We start from the raw sequence: 18,812 nt of genomic DNA on the forward strand, positions 1-18,812 counted from the left end.
CATCAAACTTCCAATGCTCTCCTGAGAGAGACCCGGCCGAAACCGGGGTAAGGCCTGTTCTTAATCCTGTACTGAGCTTTGCCCCAAAGTTGAAAATGTTGAGTTTACAAACTTGGTGAATCAATGCGGGATATCGTAAATTTTTTTCAAAGAACTTAGCAAAACTCTGTATTCAATTAAACATCTGTTAATATTTCATCAATTTCTTCCAGCTTTGACAGTAACCCCGAGTCAGAAAACTTTTTCTGGGTTTCCAGATCTATGGCAGTGGTCGAAAACTGCAAAGCCACCATGGCCAAAAGGTCTTGTTTGTCTTTATACTCAAAGTAGCTTGCATACTTTTTTATTTGTTCATCGATAGCTTTGGCTGCTGCTCTCAGTGTTTCTTCTTCGCTCCGGCTAATGGTAAGCTTGTAAGATCTGTCGGCAATCATCACCGTTATCGATATTTCATCCATTTGTTAATTAACAGGTTTTATTTATTTAAGAGTCCGATGCAATGGTCAATTTCCCGCACAAGTTCATTAATTTTTAGTTTTACTTCTGTCCGGCTTTCTTCCTTGTTTAATGTTTTTGCCAGTTTAAGCGTTGTAAGTTTTTCATTCAATTCAAAAATTCTCCGTTCAAGCTTTTCAATGTCGTTTTTCAATCCGGCTACCTCTTCGGCCAATTGCTTGTTTTCCCGATGAAGTGCTCCGTTTTTTTCAATAAGCCTGCGCACTTTGTATGCTATTCCGGCTACGAGTGTTTCGGCATTTTTCATGAAAACCTTAGTTAGAAGCAGCAAATATATGTTAAAGTTTCTTACATACAAACTGCCCGTTGGGCTTTACACGGCCATTTTTCTTCAAATATAATCATTTATTGGGCGCAAAAGGTGATTTTTTATAATTTTAATAAAATTTTCAGTTGTGACCGAAGCCTTTTTACACTACCTCTGGAAGTACAGGCTGCTCAGTTCAGGCCTGTCAACCATCAGTGGCGACCCCATTGAAATTCTCAATCCCGGTTTCCATAACCACCATGCCGGGCCCGATTTTGGCGATGCCCGTCTGCGCATTGCTGATACTATCTGGGCTGGCAATGTCGAAATACATGTGCATACCTCCGATTGGTTTAAACATGGCCACCACAACGACCCGGTTTATGACAATGTGGTGCTGCATGTTGTTCTTCATCATGATATGGATCCTGCCGACGAAAAAATACCGGTTCTTGAACTTCAGCATAAGTTTGATCAACGTATTTATGAAGTTTATAAAGCGTTTATGAACAGTCGCCGTTGGGTGCCCTGTATCAATCTGATTCATACGGTGCCTGAACATGAAATTAACCTGTGGCTCGAACGTATGCTGATTGAAAGACTGGAGCGTAAAGCTGATATTATTCAGGGCTTCCTGGCATTGAATGATAACGATTGGGAAGGTGCTTTTTACTTTTTACTGGCCCGAAGCTTCGGATTCAACCTGAATACGCTGCCTTTTGAAATGATGGCGCGCTCATTGCCCTTTCGCATCCTGGCCAGGCATGCTGAAAACCCGATGCAGGTAGAGGCGCTTATTTTTGGTCAGGCTGGCTTGCTTAGCGATGAATATACCGAACCCTGGCCGCAGCAGCTCTTTGCCGAATATTCATTTTTGCGAAAAAAATATCAGCTGGTGCCCATTGCTGCTCACCTGTGGCGGTTTATGCGGCTACGGCCTGTGAATTTTCCGACCGTGAGACTTGCACAGTTTTCGTCCCTCATTGCCGGAAATGCAGCGCTGTTGTCGCAGGTGCTTGCCTGTGAGACAATCGATGAATTAAAACTTTTGTTTGATGTCAGTGGCTCTGTATTTTGGGATCAGCATTATCATTTTGGCAAATCTTCGGTAAAACGTAAAAAACATCTTGGCGAAAATTCAGTAATGTTGCTCATTATCAATGCGGTGCTTCCTTTTATGTTTGTATATGGAAGATCACTTGCGCAGGATGATTTGTGTAACCGGGCTCTTAGTCTTTATCATGATATTTCAGGTGAGTCAAATACAATTATACAGCATTGGCAAGCAGCAGGTTTAAACGTAAAGGATGCCTTTAATACTCAGGCACTTATTGGTCTTAAAACTGATTATTGTGATAAGAAGCGCTGCCTGGAATGCCGGATTGGCAACATATTGCTGAAAAATCCTGATAACTTTACAAATGCCGGTTAGTAATTTTTTTATAATATTGCATATAGCCATGTATGGTTAAGGGCAATGGATGGAGGTAAGCTGAGAATGGGTCTGCAATAAATCGTTTTTTACTCAAAATATCAAATACTGTTTAAATGACTGCAAATACTGAAACATGGGGCTCGCGTGTGGGTCTTGTACTGGCTATGGCCGGAAATGCTGTAGGATTTGGAAATTTTCTTCGTTTCCCTGTACAGGCTGTTCAGAATGGGGGAGGTGCCTTTATCATTCCTTATCTGGTTTCTTTCCTGGTGATGGGCATTCCCTTGCTCTTTATCGAATGGTCATCGGGGCGTTTCGGTGGTAAATTCGGGCATCATTCCACCCCTTTTATCCTGCAGTCAATGGACAAGCGTTGGATTTGGAAATATGTGGGGGTCTTTGGTATTTTTTCTAATATTGCTATTGCGGCTTATTATTGCTACATCGAAAGCTGGACAATATCTTATATTTTTCATTCCCTTTTCGGTACGTTCAATCATCTTGATCAGCATGCAGTTGCTGCTTTCTTTACAAATTATCTGGATGTAACAACCTCTACCACCGGCATTCCCTATGAAGCCCTTGTCTTTTTTGTGTTCTGTATTGCTCTTAATACCTGGATTCTGAGCAAGGGTTTAAGCGCTGGTATTGAGAAAGTGGCTAAAATCGGGGTACCCATGCTTATTGTTTTTGGCATTTTCCTGGCTGTGAAGGGGATAACACTTAAAGCAGGGCAAAACGGAGCTGTGCACGACGGAACTGTTGGTCTTAATTTTTTGTGGACGCCGGATTTTACTTCGCTGTCAAACCCTAAAGTTTGGCTGGCCGCTGCCGGACAAATATTCTTTACACTTTCGGTTGGCATGGGCTCTATTCAATGCTATGCTTCCTATCTGAAAAAGAAAGACGACGTTGCCCTCAATGCAATGTCGGCCGGCTGGATGAATGAGTTTGTGGAAATAGTTTTGGGTAGTGCTGTAATTATTCCAATAGCCATTGGCTATCTTGGAATTGATAAAGTGGTGGAGTTAACAGGCATTGGTGGCCTTGGTCTCGGCTTTCGTACTATGCCTTTCCTGTTTGAACAATGGGGGCCTGTGCTTTCGGCCGTTGCAGGTACAGCTTTCTTCGGACTCCTGTTTTTTGCTGGCATTACATCCTCGCTGGCCATGGGCACTCCCGGCATGGGCTTTATGATGGATGAGTTTAAGTGGTCGCGCAAAAAGTCGGCTGCGGCTTTTGGCATGGTGGTGCTCATCCTGGGGTTGCCTACTATTTTCTTCTTCAACGACGGAGTGTTTGATGAATATGATTACTGGGCCGGTACAGTTTCATTGGTGGTGTTTGCCTTGCTTGAGTCTATTTTGTTTTCGTGGGTTTTTGGACTTAAAAAGGGCTGGCGCGAAATTACCGATGGCGCTGATATTCAGGTTCCTGTAATTTATCGGTTTGTGATTAAGTACATTACACCTGTTGCGTTAATTCTCGTTTTTACCGGCGCTCTGTTGCGCCCGGTGAATGATGATTGGTCGCGCATTAGTTTAAAAGGCTGGGAACTGCATAAAGAAAGTATTCTTGGTCAATTGCAGCACAAAGGAATCGGTCCCAATAAAGATTGGATAGCACCCGCTTTTTATGCCGAAGCAGCCGGCGTGGTTGACTCCGTTTATCAGGTTAAAAACCGGAGTTATGTCAGGACTTCTGCTTATGACAATCAGGGGAAACTTATATCACAGGTATACCAATACAAAGCCAGTAAACACATTCTTGCAGTTGATACAGGCGAAGTGGTCACTGCCGGCCAGGTGATTTATACGGGTAAAGTTTTAAATAAGGTTCTGTTTGTTGATATGGCCAGGTTGCTGCTATTGCTTGTTTTTCTGCTCATTTCGGTACTGGTTTATATAGCATGGAATAAAAGAAGTAATGAAAGGAGAACTGAAAAATGAATGCAAGTGCACTGATAATGATGATAACGGTTGAAACCATTGTTATCCTGTTTACCGGATGGTTTTTTTATAAAGTTTTGACTACCAAGCCTAAACCTGAGCCTGATTCTTATTCAGAAAATGACGGGACCAACAAAAGCTGATGCGACTTGAAAAAGTTTCTGAAGGAATATTTCAATTTTGGGAAAGCAGAGAGTATGGCCATTTTTTTTATTCTGCTGCTTATTCTGTTTTTGATTTTATTGCCCCGCATCTATTCCAGTCGTGCGCCGGCAGGCCTGACGGATGTTTCTGAATTTCAGCAGGAAATTGCTGAGTTTCGCAAATTGCAGGAAAGCCAGCCAGCCGGCGAGCAGGGTAGTTTTGATTATAATAATCCCGATAAATCTGTGGCCCGTGCTATCTTCAGGCCTTTTTTGTTCGACCCCAATACCCTTGATTCAGATGGATGGGTTAAATTGGGTTTTACTGAAAAACAGGCTGCCGGCATCCTTAAATTCAGGGAAAAAGGGGGGCGTTTCCGCGATAAGGAGGATTTGAAAAAACTCTATGCCGTTACTGAAGAAGTGTATGATTTGCTTGAACCTTACATAGATATTCCTGCTCAGTCTTTGCCCTTAACTGAAACTAAAACCGAAAAAAAAGGAACCTACCCGTCGGAAACTCCTTCAAAGTACAATCCCACGTTAAATAAGGTTGAACTTAACACTGCCGATTCGGCTGCATTGGTAAAAGTTTATGGCATTGGGCCTGCAACAGCCCGGCGCATTATGAAATACAGAGCCAAACTGGGTGGGTTTACCCATGTTGAACAACTGCAGGAAGTGTACAGCATTGATAGCGCCCGGTTTTCAGGAATTCGCAGGCAGGTGTTTGCAGATGCGTCATTGATAACGAAAATCAATATCAATACTACCTCCCTGGAGGAAATGAGGAAACATCCTTACATTGATTATTACATTGCCAAAGCCATTGTTGACAAACGCATCAAAAATGGAGCCTATCATTCGCCTGACGAAATCAGGAGCATAGCTCTGATATATGATGAGTTATATCTTAAACTAAGACCTTACCTGACAACCGACCCTCAATAATGAACACTGCCTGTCAATATATGCTGATACAATTACGAATCCGGATACGGAAATTGCCTGCTGTTACAGGTGTTTTTATACTTGGGTTACTGCTGGTTGCTGTTATTCCTGCTCCCGCACAGGTGTTACCATCGGTTGAAGCCCTGGTGAAGCAAGCCGAAGAAGTGCGCAATACCAATCCTCCTCAGGCGCTTGTTTATGCGACGCAAGCTCTCGAGCTTGCCCGCAAAACCAAGCATAAACCATCTCTGGCAAGAGCGCACCGCTATATTGGCGTAATTTATTTTATGACCGGCAACCTTGATGTGGCAAGGCAGCAGTTCGATTCGTCGTATGCACTGTATACAAAGCTGAAAGATCAGAAGGGGATAGCTGCCTGTCTCAATAATATCGGCGTTATCTATCAGGAAAAAGGCGAATATCCCGAGGCCATCCGCTATTTTGAGCAATCAATTGCCTTAAAAACCAAACTGGGCGATATTGCCGGAGCTACAAGCGGCATGCTTAACACCGGTACTATCTACAGCTATACTGGCGAAAACAGAAAAGCCATTCAGGCATTTGAGAAAGTGATTGAAATTGCAGGAGAAAGCAAGGATACGTCCCGTTTGATTGATGCCCGTATCAACCTTGGTACAGTGTATATCAATATGAAAAGGCTTGAGCAGGCACTTGAACAACTCAATATAGTATTGGAAATGGCAGAAGCTACAGGTGATGACTACAGCAAGGCTTATTGCCTGAACAATATTGGAGGAGTGTATCAAAACGCCGGAAATACTGCCAAAGCTATTGAATATCTGAATCAGGCGCTGGTATTGCGCGACGACCTTGATGATGTGGCCGGCCTGGCAACTACCCTTGACAATTTGGGTAAGCTGTATTCTAAAACCGGAGATGCAGAACTGGCCGTCAGCTATTTTTTTCAGGCTCTTCAATATAGTCAGCAGTTAAATGATAAGAGAAGCGCTGCCATTACGCTTAACTCAATGGGGGAGTTGTTCAGAAAAACCGGCGATTTTGAACAATCAGTTGAGTACTTGAAGAAGGGCGTTGAAATTGCCCGTGAAATAGGCCTTAAACAGGATTTAAGAGGGATGTACGGGAATTTAATTATTTCTTATTCGGCTCAAAAACAGTTTGACAGTGCTGAAGTTTACCTGGCGCTTTACCGTACCATGGCCGATTCTCTTAAAAGAATAAACACTGAACAGCCTGATGATGAACAGATGGAAGATGTGGTTTCGGAAGGAAATAATTTGCTGACTTCATTCGAAGGCAGCTGTCTGTATTGGTTGGTTATGGCCAGCCTTGGAACTGTATTGGTTGTTATTGTTGCCAGATCTTTTTGGAGAAAACGGAAATCCTGATTATTCAGGTGGTTGTTGAGTGATAGTCAGAGCTGTCAGCCACTGTTTTTTTATCAGAGCCGGGCGCGTTCATATATTTCTCATCATCATATGGCAGATCTGTCTCGTCGTCATCATCCCATTGGTATTCTTTGGCTTGTGGTCCCTGGTCGCGGTAATAAACTGCCAGCACAAGTCCGGCCAGAGCTCCCATCAGGTGCGATTCCCATGAAATGTTTTCTTTAGGGAAAAAATCAGGGAAGAATCCCCAGACCATACTGCCATAGAGAAAAATTACCAGCATACTTAAAGCCATAAGCCGGGGCTCGCGCCTGATTACGCCACTGGCAAAGTGGAAAACGGCCAGTGCATAAACTACACCACTGGCACCAATATGATAAGCCTGCCCGCGTGCAAACAACCATACCCATAATCCGGTGAGCAGCCATGATAAGGAGAAAATACTCAGTGCATTTTTAGGGTAATAGTATATAAGAAGTGCTCCCAGAAAAAACAGAGGTGCTGAATTGGCGGTCAGATGCGCCAGATTGGCATGAAGCAACGGGGCGAACAGGATTCCCGGAAGTCCTTTTGCCTGTAAAGGTAATATGCCAAATTGTGCCAGAGAAATGCCGGAAATCATTTCAAAGGCTTTAACAGCCCATAAAACAGCAACAACAGCTGCAAAAATAATGGCAGCTGTTATCAATCTTCTTTTTTCTTCCTGCATGATATACTGGCTTTGAAATTGTATCTGCCAATTATCCTCAAAAACTGTTCCTGATTTTTAAATATAAAATTGAAGGATGTGTTTATTCCTGAAAAGCTGCCGGCTTTTTAAGGGTGAACACCCTGCTGATATTGAATCCAAAATAAATGTCACCATTGGTCCATTTTCCCCTTGTTTCAGTTATAAAACCTCTTTCAAACATAGGTTGGGCATTGCTGAAATGAAGTTGAAATACATGCCCTCCGGTTTCAATGTCAACGCCAATTGATAAGGGATTTTCAAAATTGTCGGCAACAGTACCCGGCATCACATAAAAATATTCGGCATTGAGGCTGAGGCGCGGCGATAACTTTAACCGGCCTCCAATACCTGCTGCATATGTGTCATTGTCATCAACTGCACTGGTTACCATGTTTTTGTGGATATAGGTGGGCGAAAACTGAACAGAGATGCGGTCGTTGAATTTTCTGGCTATCAATAACTGATGCACAAAAGTCATACGTGAAGTAAAGTAGTTTTTGCGCTCGGTATTTTGCCATTTGAGCGAAAAGAGATCCATTGATGAGAACAGCGTAAGGGTAAATGGCATGGTGCGGTCTCCGCTACTTTGCCGCAAAACTTTAGCTTTTATAAAGCCATCGTAGGTTTTTTGATAGGAACTGCGGCCCACGCCCACACTCAAAAAATCGTTTACTCCATATTCCAGCCCCAGCCTGATGGTGGCCTGGTCAAGGCCAAAAAAATCATAAGCACCCGAATTTACTTTGCCAAAATGGTGCGATATCATAAAAAGAAGCACACCGTTGGCTGGATTTTCAACCGAATGTCCGCTTACAACCCTTGTTGTTTTAAATGTGGCATAAGTGTAATTGGTAGTTGGTGGTTCATCCCCGAATACATCCATTAAATCCTGGCTTCGGGCTCCCGTGGATAATAAAATGCAGAGGGAAAACAGCAGACTGATGTATAGTACAGATTTTTTCATCTTCATGTTTTTTAAGTGCTTAATTCTGTGGAGCTCCCTGATTTATCCATGCGTCAATTTTAAGTAACTCACAGGCTGGTAGCTTATTGCCGCCCTGTGGCATGGCTGAAGCACCGGCTTCGTGGTTGATGGCCTTTCTGAACTGGCCACTGTTTACAGCCACTTTTAATCCGTCGTAAGTGCTTGTAATTACGTTGCCCGATGGCGAGGCCTGACTATGACAGCTATTGCAGCTGGATGCCATTATCGGAGCAATTGTTTGTGAGTATGTTACGCCGGTTGTGTCGCACACACCTCCGGGCAATTCGGGGTATAAATACTCCTCATTGTCATAATAGCAGGAGGTTAACATGGTTGCTGCGAAAAACATGGCAACAATCTGCATAAAGTGTTTTTGATTGAGTTTAGTTGTTGGGTGCGCCATTGTCTATCCAGTTTTTAATTTGACTGAGGTTGCATGTTGAGAGTTTATTGCCATCTTTAGGCATGGGAGAGTATCCTGCGTCATGAGATACTGATCCATAAAGGCTTCCGTTGGTGGCCGATATTTTTACCGAAGCATAATCTTCGAGCCGCACTCCTCCATTGGGTTGCGAGCCACTATGACAGCCTTTGCAATTGGTTTCAATAATCGGAAAAATGTCAGCAGCAAATGTGAAAAGTTCCGGATTGCAGGCTTCTGTGCAGTAGTTGTTTTTGGCTCCTTGGTTTATCCACTTGGCTATCAGTGCTTTTTGTTCGGCCGTAAAGCCGTCGTTGGGCGATGGAGGCATTTTTGATTCACCCGAAGCAGAAAGTACCTTGTAAAGCTTGCTGCCCGAAGCATTGCCCGGCTTTACATCCCCGGTTATTTTTATGCGGTAATAGTCGGTCATTATCACTCCATGACTGGCCGAACCGGCGTCGTGGCAGCCTGACCTGGCACACGATGATTGCAACAAAGGCAAAACACTGTTGACAAAATATGCTGTATCAGGGTCGCAACTGGCTGTTGGAATGGGAGGTTCCGGATTGGCCGGAAAATCTGAAAAATCGGTTTCATGTTTGCATTGCAGTGCAATTATAGCCATCATTATAATTGCTGTAAGGAATATGGCTTTTCTGATCATGTTGCTGAAATTATGGTGTCTTACAGATGGGGTGAGTGATTGTTTCTTTTGTGAATATGGGTTTGGAAGTTGATTTAACAGTCAAATACCCGTGAGTTCATTCTCATGCAACTGATAAAGTACTGATTTCAGGCTTAACCCATCTTTATGATTTATCATATCAAAGATAGTATTTTAAGCCGGGTTTCAATTTGTTATTGTGTTGCTTAGCCATCCATTGTCAAAAAGAGTTTAGTTGTCAGCACGTTATTATTTTTTCGAAAATTAGTCGTTCCCGGCTCCATTCTCCATCCATTTTTTTACTTGTGTGATGGCGCAATCGGAGAGCTTGTTTCCGCCTTTGGGCATTGGCGAATAACCCTGCTGATGGCTGATTGCTCCTAAAAGACTGCCGTTGGCAGCGGCCTGATGGATGGAGGTGTAGTCGTCAAGTCTGATGCCGCCGGAGGCTTGACTTGCCTGATGACATCCCTTGCAGTTCGTATTGATTAAAGGTTGAATAGCCTCTGAAAAGGTAAAAATGTTGGTGTCACAGGCCGCGTCGCATCGGTTGTTGCGGGCGCCCTGTTCAATCCATTTTCGGATTTTAAGAATCTGATCGGTTGAAAGGGGAGCATTTGGTGCAGGAGGCATTCTGTCGTCCGGCTCATTGTCAGTTATCACCTCGTATAACTTACTGTTTCCGGGATTTCCGGGTCTGATTTCACCTGTTGTTATAATTGAATTGTATGAAGTTAGCAGAACACCTTCCTGAGCCGTTGCTGCGTCATGACATCCCGACATGGCACATCCCGAAAGAAGGATGGGCAAAATGTCGTTCTCGAAATAAACGGTATCCGGATGGCAACTTACTTCTGTGAGCAAAGAATCGCCCGGTTGATTGTTTGAAGAATTTGGTAAGGATTCCGGTTCATGTTTGCACGAATAAAATGTAAATGCCAATATCCATGAAAGTAAAAGGCCTGATTTGATTTTTGTTATTTTCATGTAATACGGGGTGTTAAATTATCATAAAAAGCATGTGCCGGCTATGCCTTTAACAGAGCCTGGTTGAGGGACAGAAATATCTGATATCCTTGCTAAATCAATTCATACGGGCTTGTTCAAACGCAATAAATTCAGAACTAAACCATAACCGCACATCGATTGTTCACTAATCAGGCAATAAAAATGCTAACTTTGCTATTCATTTAAACTGTGGTTAATTTTTCAATTTTCTAAAGATGACTTATAAAAACGTTCACTGTTTCCGCTCAATCATACTTATTGGTCTGATGCTTTTGGGTGGTTCTGTTCAGCTTCAGGCCCAGCAGAGGGCCGACAGCCGCTCAACAGTTCAGAAATTTGCCTCTCTGCTTCAGTTAATTAACTATTATTATGTTGATTCAACCAATCAGGCTGAATTAACCGAGCAGGCTATTGTGGCCATGTTGAAAGATCTTGATCCCCATTCGGTTTATATTTCCAAGGAGGAAGTTAAAAAAGCAAATGAGCCGCTTGTTGGAAATTTTGACGGAGTAGGCATTCAGTTCCAGATTTATAGCGATACGATACTGGTTGTGGCCGCTGTTCCGGGAGGCCCCTCTGAAAAGCTGGGGATTATGGCCGGTGATAAAATCATTACCATTGATGGTGAGCAGGCCTATGGCCCCAAGATAACCAACAGTTATGTGATGGAACACCTGCGCGGCCCCAAAGGTACAAAGGTTAAAGTTGAAATTTTCCGCAAAGGCCGCAAAGGGCTGATTGATTATACCATCGTAAGGGATAAAATTCCTTTAAACAGTATTGATGCTACTTTTATGGCCACTGAAGATATTGGCTATATCAAACTTACCCGCTTTGCACGCACTTCCATGAGCGAAATGCGTGAATCGATAGCAGCGCTAAAAGCCCGGGGAATGAAAAACCTGATTCTTGATTTGCGCAATAACTCCGGCGGTTTTCTGGATGTAGCCATTGATTTGGCCGATGAATTTTTGCCGTCCGACAAACTCATTGTTTACACACAGGGGTTGCGAAGCCCCAGAATGGATTTTAAGTCAACTTCGCGTGGCGGATTTGAAAAAGGAAAACTGGTCGTAATTGTGAACGAAGGAAGTGCCTCAGCCAGTGAAATTGTTGCTGGTGCTGTGCAGGATTGGGACCGCGGATTGGTGCTTGGGCGCCGGTCATTTGGTAAGGGCTTGGTTCAGCGCCCGTTTGAGCTCCCCGACAGTTCAGTGGTTCGTCTTACAACTGCCCGGTATTATACCCCGTCAGGTCGTTGTATTCAGAAACCATACGAAGAAGGAGCTGAAGATTACTATGCCGACCTTACCCGCAGGTTTAAACATGGCGAATTTGTTTCGGCTGACAGCATAAAATTTCCTGATTCGCTCAGGTATTTTACACCGGCTCACAGGGTGGTTTACGGTGGTGGCGGTATTATGCCTGATGTTTTTATTCCCATCGATACCACCTTTAACTCAAAATATTATACCGATCTATGGCGCAAAGGATTGTTTAATGATTTTGTCATGTCATACATGGAAAATAACCGCAAAATACTGAAAACAACTTATCCTGATATCGCCGGTTTTGTAAAGGACTTTAAGGTTGAAGGTGATTTCTTTGACGAATTTGTTGCTTATGCTGCCTCTAAAGAGGTGCCTGCTGATGAAGAAGGGCTGGCAAAATCAGGGAATGATATCAGGTATATTCTCAAAGGAATGGTTGCCCGCAACCTGTTTGATGTTAGTGCTTATTTTGAAGTGATTAGCCCTATTGATAATGAACTCAACCATGCTATTGATGCCATTCACGACGACCTGTTGTTCCGTAAATTAAGTATTGCGCAATAATTTCTCATTTTTGAAGATGATTTAGCCGTGGTGCCATTGTGCATCACGGCTTTTTTATTTGGTTTATGGCCTGTTGATAAACTGCCCGTTTCAGGCGGGTCAATAGATGGTTCTGTTTTTCAAAATCACTGTGTGCCGGACGAAAAACAGGGAGATATATGTAATGGTTTAAATATCAGGTTTTTCTGTTGGTAAAATAAAATGAACATAGTTTTTAGGTTTTTTAAAATCTATCTTTAAATTTGTTAACCGGATTTTTATTCGTATTTTCATCAGATTCAACCCGTATTCAAGCCTCAGTGATTATGGCAAACATTCAGACAACATACATGGGACTTACACTTGGCAGTCCTGTTATTATTGGTAGTTCAGGGCTTACCAGCTCCATTGACAATATCATTGAATTTGAGCGTCGTGGAGCCGGTGCTGTTGTGCTTAAGTCATTATTTGAAGAGCAGATTCGTTATGAAGCCGCTCACGCAGTTTCAAATCATATTGAATCGAACTATTACCCTGAAGCACAGGATTATATAGCCAATTATAGTCACAACCACAGGGTGGATGAATATCTTCAGCTCATCAGAAAGGCCAAAGAAAAGGTTAGTATTCCCATTATTGCCAGCATCAATTGTGTAACCGCTGATGAATGGGTTTCATTTGCTTCCAAAATTGAAGAAGCCGGTGCCGATGCGCTGGAATTAAATATCTTTATTTTGCCCAGCGATCCGGCAATGGGAGCTGAGCAGAATGAAAAAAGGTATTTCAGTATTCTGGAAGAAGTGAAAAAGCAGGTGAAAATTCCGGTGGCTTTAAAAATTAGCTATTATTTCTCCGGACTTGCCAAAATGGCCTTGAAATTATCGTGGGCAGGAGCTAATGGAATCGTTCTGTTCAACAGGTTTTATTCTCCTGATATCAATATTGATACAATGAAAGTTGTTCCGACCAATGTTTTTAGTACACCAGCCGAAATTTCAACTTCGTTGCGCTGGGTGGCTATGCTGAGCGACAGATTGTATTGCGATGTGTGTGCCTCAACGGGCGTGCATAACAGTGAAGGTTTAATTAAACAGTTGCTTGCCGGAGCCAAAGCTGTTCAGGTAGCCTCTACTTTGTATAAAAACGGATTTGAGCGCATCAATGAAATGAATGATGGATTGAAAACCTGGATGGAAAAACAAGGCTTTGAGAAAACAGAGGATTTTATTGGTAAGATGAGCTTTAAAAAAGCCGAAAACCCCGCTGCTTACGAACGTGTGCAGTTTATGAAACACTTTGCGGGTATTGAGTAAGCTTTTGCTGTTGCTATAATAAAAGGCATTTATCTATTAGGTAAATGCCTTTTTTATTCAGCTTTATTGATAGATTGTGCGGCCAGAAATGCGGTTGAAAAGGCTGCCTGCAGGTTGTAGCCTCCCGTGTCGCCGTCAATATCAAGTACTTCGCCTGCAAAGTAAAGGTGGGGAATAAGTCGTGATTGCATGGTTTTGGGCGAAATTTCTTCAGTTGAAACTCCACCTGCCGTTGCCATCGCTCGTTTATAACCGGCTGTTTTTTCAATCACACATGGAAATTCACTGCATAACTTTACCAGTCGGATTCTGTCGGATTTTGAGATCTCTGCCAGCGGCTTTTCAGCATGTATACCTGCCTGCTCAATTATCGTCAGCATCAGGCTTCTGGGCATACCGGTTTTTTTCAGAAAGGTATGTAGCGGTGTTTTACCGGCTGAGTCAGCCGTTTGTTTAAACAACTGCTCCAAATCAGGGCCATTCATTCCGCATAAGTTTATTTTCAATGTGTCGCCATCTTTAAAATTTCTCGAAAAATCAAGAATTCCCGGTCCGGTCAGGCCATTCAGCGTAAAGCCAATATCTCCCTTATGACTTTTGATTTTCTGATTGTTTCTGTAAATGCTTATTTCTGCTGCATCTATTGATACACCTGAAAGTCCGGCAAAAGAATACTGGTGAATTATAACCGGACACAAAGCCGGACGGGTTTCAATAATCGTGTGGCCCAGTAAGGCTGCAAAACGGTAGCCGTCACCTGTTGAACCTGTTGATGGATAGGAGAGCCCTCCTGTGGTTATGAGCAGGTTTTTTGCCTGATAAATGAAATCCTGCGTTTTTACAATAAATGCATTTTCAGTTTTTTCAACTCCTTGCGCCGGGGTAGCTGTTGCTATCACGACCCCTTTTCTATGGCAAATATTCAGCAATGTGTTAAGAATGTCGCCGGCCTTCAGGCTCGAAGGGAATATTTTGCCATTTTTGTCTTCAACTGCTTTGATGCCATGCTTGCCGAAAAATGCAATCAATTCATGATTGTTAAAAGCCGAAAAAGAGGGCTTTAAAAACCGGTAATTATCGCCATAGTGATCAAGAAACTGATGAATAGGTCCTGCATGGGTGAAATTGCACTGCCCCGTCCCCGAAATCAATAGCTTTTGACCTGGCTGGCGGTTTTTTTCTAATATCAGGCATCGACCTTTATTCAGCATCGCTCCGGCAAACAAACCTGACGGTCCTGCTCCAATAATTATCGTATCGTAAAACTTTGCGCTGTCCATATTCTGCGGCGAAATTAATTCATTTTTACGGTATGCAAACACATATAGGTTGTTTTGGCTTTTGTTGCAATCTTTGATTCAACGTTTAATGTCATTATATTCAGTAAAATAGATGCCAAATCCAGTATATGCAGCATTCCTGAAACTGTTTTCGTCTTTTAATAAAATATGTTATTAAGTTGTTAGTAAAATTAAGCTTGTTGCATCGAAAATATTTTGTTTTTACTTAAATTCCATGCATCTATCATTGGCATGCCATTTTTAAGAAAGTGGCCAACCTGCGCGTTGAAAAAGACGGCTTAAGTACACAATGGTGCATGCTGTAGAGTGATAAAAGTATTGGCTTGTTATATTTTATATTGAACAACTAAGATTTAAAAATCTGAATGTATGCTAACAGATCATTCCCTTCGCGCCAGGGTGGAACAAACCATTCTTCATTATAACCGACCGAATCTGTCCTCAGGTGAAAAGCAATTGTTTGAGCTGGTAAGGGAGTTGTGGTCAGAGCTGAATAAATCTTCATCAGAGGAAGTTCCGGTTGTTGAAAAAGGTAAACAAAATGCTTCACGCGATAGTTGTGTCGAGGAGTATTACGCCATGCTGAATGAAACTTTCAGAATGCTGGGAGCTGATTATCAGGAAAATATAACGCTTTTAACTCAGTTGCTTGGAAAATTGTTTGGCGCTACCTGTGCTCTTTATAATCGTCTTGATGGTGATATTCTCAGTTCAATAGGTCAGTGGTCTGTACCTGAGGGGTATAATCCTGTTGACCGCCCCGAAGGCCATATTTGTTATGATGTTATTCAAAATGCAAAAGATCAGATGCTGGTTATCAGCAATTTACCTGATACTATTTATGCTGTAAGTGACCCGAATGTAAAACAATACGGACTCAAGACTTACATCGGAAAGGCAGTATTCTCCAATGGGAATGCTGTTGGTGCCTTGTGTGCCCTTTACCAGGGTGATATGGTTCCAGGAGATAGTTTTCAAACGTTGATGAATATCATCAGCAATGCCATAGGTGTAGAAGAAACCAGAAGAAAATCAAACCTAAGTCTGATTGAAACAGAAGAAAAACTAGAAGCGTTAATCAATGCTACTCCTGACGTGATTTGTTTCAAAGATGGCAATGGCAGATGGATTCAGGCCAATGACAGTATCCTGAAACTATATCATCTTCAGCACATCGATTACCGGATGAAAAACGATTCGGAGCTTTTGCAGCATACTTCAGGTGTTTTTAAACAAGCCTTTAACGATTGTGCTTCAACCGACGAAATGGCCTGGAAAACTGGTGGCCAGATAAGAGTTGAAGAGCTCGTTTCAGATATTCATGGCAATCACCACCGGTATGATGTGATAAAAGTGCCTTTGTTCAATGACGACAATTCAAGAAAAGGACTGGTGGTCTTTGGTCGTGACATTACTCAACTGAAAGAGGCTCAAGTAAGTGATGAATTTCTGAGTCAGGCTTCGCTGGCATTTCTTGAAATGGACGACAACGAGAATATTTATGATTTTATTGGCTTAAAAATTGCCGAGTTGGCTCAAAACTGCATTGTTCTCGTTACTTCATTCGATGAAAATACACAGGTAATGACTTCACAATCCTTATTTGGCATTCATAAAATGCTGGATAAAGTGTTGAAAGTAATCGGGCAACATCCGGTTGGAATGAGTGTTAAACTCACTCCGGAAAGAAAGCAGGAAGTGCTTCTTCAGAAACTGACTACACGCAAAGATTTATTTGAGTTGTTGTCAGGAGCCTTAAATAAATTTACCTGCAATGCCCTCGAAAAAATATTCGATATCGGAACTATCTATGAAATGGGTTTTGCCAGACGTAATTATCTGCTTGGCGATGTAACCATTATTACTCCAAGCAACTATCAACTCGAAAAAGTTAAAATCATTGAGTCATTCGTAAAAATTGCTTCTGTCGCATTGCACCGCAGACTTGTGATAAAAGACGTGCAAAACAGCGAGGAAAGTTACCGGGGATTATTTAACAGTATTACAAGTGCAGTATATATCATGAACCGCCAGGGAAATTTTCTGGATGTGAACAAAGGTGCTGAAGCTATGTACGGGTATCCCAAAGAACGCTTTATCGGACATACTCCTGCATTTCTGTCAGCGCCCGGAAAAAACGATTTGGTTGATGTTCCGGGAAGGCTGATGCGGACTTTTGAAGGTAAATCTCAGGTTTTTGAATTTTGGGGACTAAGAAGCAATGGTGAAATATTTCCTAAAGAAGTTCGGTTTTATCCGGGTAAATATTTTGGACAGGAGGCTGTTATTGTGGTTGCCAATGATATTACAGAGCAATATCAGATGATCTCTCAATTAGTCAAATCCAAAGAAATAGCTTTAGAGAATCTTCAGAAAACCAACAGTATTATTAAAGCCTTCCCTGATTCGGTTTTTATTTTTAATAGTAAAGGAGAGTTACTTGAGTCGTTTTCCGATGACGAAAAGAACAAGACGCTTACTCAGGCCATGAACTTTTATTCCGCTCCTCATGCTGACATCCGTTTGCAGGAAGTGGTTGCTCTTACTTTGTTAAATATCAGTCAGGTATTAAAAACCGGCCAGCTTCATAAGTATGAATTTACGCTTGAAGAAAATCATACCCTGAAGTACTTTGGAGCAACTATGGTTAAGTTAAATGATGAAAAAGTGCTTTCGGTAGTGAGCAACACAACCGAAAAAATGGAGCTCATTGATGCATTGTTTAAAGCAAAGGAAAAAGCAGAAGAGAGCGACCGTCTTAAAACAGCTTTCCTGCATAATATTTCTCATGAAATAAGAACTCCAATGAACGGAATTGTGGGTTTTTCAAACCTGATTACACAACCAGGAATCAATGAAAACGATTTACATGAGTACAATGCCGTAATCAATAGTTGTAGCAATCAGTTGTTGTCTATCATTACAGATATAGTGAATATTGCCACCCTTGAAGCCGGACAGGAAAAAGTGAGTGAAAGCGTGGTGAACCTGAATGAAATGCTTCATCTTATTTATTATCAGCTCATTGCAAAAGCTTCGGAGAAAAATATTCAACTGGCTTATTCAACGGCACTCAAAGATGCAGATGCTCTTGTTATTACAGACGAAACCAAACTAACCCAGATATTGTCTAACCTGATTAACAACGCAATTAAATTCACCGATAAGGGAAATATTAAGTATGGTTACGTGAAGGATGGCGACTTTTTAAAATTTACCATTGAGGATAATGGAATTGGCATACCTGAGGATATGCATGAGGCTGTTTTTGAACGTTTCAGGCAAGCCACCAATAATCTTGCCGGTAATTTTGGAGGAACAGGTCTTGGTCTTTCAATTTCTAAATCCTATGTCGAACTGCTGGGCGGAAAAATCTGGCTCGAAAGTGAGCTCAATAAAGGAACTGTCTTTTATTTTACCATTCCTTACAAATCAGCGACTCATGCGGTCTATCATAATGAGGAAACCAATGATTCAGCCATGAACAATATTCCGTCTGGTGTGACCATTCTGATTGCTGAAGATGAAATCTTTAATTTCAGACTGCTTGAAGCTATGCTTAGCCCCTTTGAATTTCAAATTCTGCATGCTGTGGATGGAACAGAAGCCGTACAAATGTGCCGTGAGAATGATGCAATAGCACTTGTACTGATGGATTTGAAAATGCCGGGTATCAGTGGTTTTGAAGCCACAAGGCAAATCAGAAGGATAAAACCCGGTTTAACTATAATTGCGCAGTCAGCGCTTACCCTTCAAGGTGACAAAGAGAGTGCTTTAACGGCAGGGTGCAACGATTATATTGCCAAACCTATAAATCAGGATGTGCTTATTTCTTTACTTGGCAAGTATCTGAAATAGAATATTGTCTGCTGGCCGGTTAGCCGTATATGCGCAAAAATGCCCTGAAAAGTTTAAAAATCAGTTTAACTTTTTAACTTTGCTGAATACAACCCGTAGTTTCA

General features: G+C 42.1%; 15 protein-coding genes. 7 read left to right on the forward strand and 8 right to left on the reverse strand.

Going from position 1 to position 18,812, the window contains the following annotated elements; all coding sequences use genetic code 11:
• Positions 1-176: 176 nt before the first annotated feature.
• Both H6541_02625 and H6541_02630 read right to left on the reverse strand, forming a co-directional pair.
• Positions 177-458, reverse strand: coding sequence for a cell division protein ZapA (locus H6541_02625; GenBank protein ID MCB9014662.1), 282 nt, complete (start codon positions 456-458; stop codon positions 177-179).
• 17 nt (positions 459-475) lie between these two features.
• Positions 476-763 carry a hypothetical protein gene (locus H6541_02630; GenBank protein MCB9014663.1) on the reverse strand — a complete coding sequence of 96 codons (288 nt, stop codon included), beginning with the start codon at positions 761-763 and terminating at the stop codon, positions 476-478.
• A 148-nt stretch (positions 764-911) separates the two neighbouring features.
• Between H6541_02630 and H6541_02635 the strand changes: the two genes are divergently transcribed.
• From H6541_02635 to H6541_02650, 4 genes are all read left to right on the forward strand, one after another.
• On the forward strand, positions 912-2,195 hold the full coding sequence (locus tag H6541_02635) for a DUF2851 family protein (protein MCB9014664.1): 1,284 nt from the start codon (positions 912-914) through the stop codon (positions 2,193-2,195).
• Between the two features lie 116 nt (positions 2,196-2,311).
• The gene (locus tag H6541_02640; protein MCB9014665.1) at positions 2,312-4,147 is read left to right on the forward strand and encodes a sodium-dependent transporter; all 1,836 of its coding nucleotides are present in this window, start codon (positions 2,312-2,314) and stop codon (positions 4,145-4,147) included.
• A 149-nt stretch (positions 4,148-4,296) separates the two neighbouring features.
• Positions 4,297-5,241 carry a helix-hairpin-helix domain-containing protein gene (locus H6541_02645; GenBank protein MCB9014666.1) on the forward strand — a complete coding sequence of 315 codons (945 nt, stop codon included), beginning with the start codon at positions 4,297-4,299 and terminating at the stop codon, positions 5,239-5,241.
• A gap of 20 nt (positions 5,242-5,261) precedes the next feature.
• The gene (locus tag H6541_02650) at positions 5,262-6,611 is read left to right on the forward strand and encodes a tetratricopeptide repeat protein (protein ID MCB9014667.1); all 1,350 of its coding nucleotides are present in this window, start codon (positions 5,262-5,264) and stop codon (positions 6,609-6,611) included.
• Positions 6,612-6,615: 4 nt separating this feature from the next.
• On the opposite strand, the gene H6541_02655 is transcribed toward H6541_02650, so the two are convergent.
• The 5 genes from H6541_02655 to H6541_02675 form a co-directional block, all read right to left on the reverse strand.
• Positions 6,616-7,320 (reverse strand): rhomboid family intramembrane serine protease, encoded by a 705-nt coding sequence (locus H6541_02655; protein MCB9014668.1) that lies wholly within the window; start codon positions 7,318-7,320, stop codon positions 6,616-6,618.
• 82 nt (positions 7,321-7,402) lie between these two features.
• Positions 7,403-8,305, reverse strand: coding sequence for a hypothetical protein (locus H6541_02660; GenBank protein ID MCB9014669.1), 903 nt, complete (start codon positions 8,303-8,305; stop codon positions 7,403-7,405).
• A 19-nt stretch (positions 8,306-8,324) separates the two neighbouring features.
• Positions 8,325-8,729, reverse strand: coding sequence for a hypothetical protein (locus tag H6541_02665; protein MCB9014670.1), 405 nt, complete (start codon positions 8,727-8,729; stop codon positions 8,325-8,327).
• On the reverse strand, positions 8,710-9,414 hold the full coding sequence (locus H6541_02670) for a hypothetical protein (GenBank protein MCB9014671.1): 705 nt from the start codon (positions 9,412-9,414) through the stop codon (positions 8,710-8,712). The genes H6541_02665 and H6541_02670 overlap by 20 nt, the downstream gene beginning before the upstream one ends.
• Positions 9,415-9,678: 264 nt before the next feature.
• Positions 9,679-10,401, reverse strand: coding sequence for a hypothetical protein (locus H6541_02675; GenBank protein MCB9014672.1), 723 nt, complete (start codon positions 10,399-10,401; stop codon positions 9,679-9,681).
• A gap of 236 nt (positions 10,402-10,637) precedes the next feature.
• On the opposite strand from H6541_02675, the gene H6541_02680 reads away from it, so the two are divergent.
• Both H6541_02680 and H6541_02685 read left to right on the forward strand, forming a co-directional pair.
• On the forward strand, positions 10,638-12,257 hold the full coding sequence (locus H6541_02680) for a S41 family peptidase (GenBank protein ID MCB9014673.1): 1,620 nt from the start codon (positions 10,638-10,640) through the stop codon (positions 12,255-12,257).
• A 305-nt stretch (positions 12,258-12,562) separates the two neighbouring features.
• Positions 12,563-13,549 (forward strand): dihydroorotate dehydrogenase-like protein, encoded by a 987-nt coding sequence (locus H6541_02685; GenBank protein MCB9014674.1) that lies wholly within the window; start codon positions 12,563-12,565, stop codon positions 13,547-13,549.
• Between the two features lie 53 nt (positions 13,550-13,602).
• Here the strand turns inward: H6541_02685 and H6541_02690 are convergent, their stop codons facing one another.
• Positions 13,603-14,829: an NAD(P)/FAD-dependent oxidoreductase gene (locus H6541_02690; GenBank protein ID MCB9014675.1), complete on the reverse strand. Its 1,227-nt coding sequence runs from the start codon at positions 14,827-14,829 to the stop codon at positions 13,603-13,605.
• Positions 14,830-15,219: 390 nt separating this feature from the next.
• Between H6541_02690 and H6541_02695 the strand changes: the two genes are divergently transcribed.
• The gene (locus H6541_02695) at positions 15,220-18,708 is read left to right on the forward strand and encodes a PAS domain S-box protein (GenBank protein ID MCB9014676.1); all 3,489 of its coding nucleotides are present in this window, start codon (positions 15,220-15,222) and stop codon (positions 18,706-18,708) included.
• Positions 18,709-18,812 lie beyond the last annotated feature (104 nt).

The organism is Lentimicrobiaceae bacterium, assembly GCA_020636745.1.
Classification (GTDB): domain Bacteria; phylum Bacteroidota; class Bacteroidia; order Bacteroidales; family Lentimicrobiaceae; genus Lentimicrobium.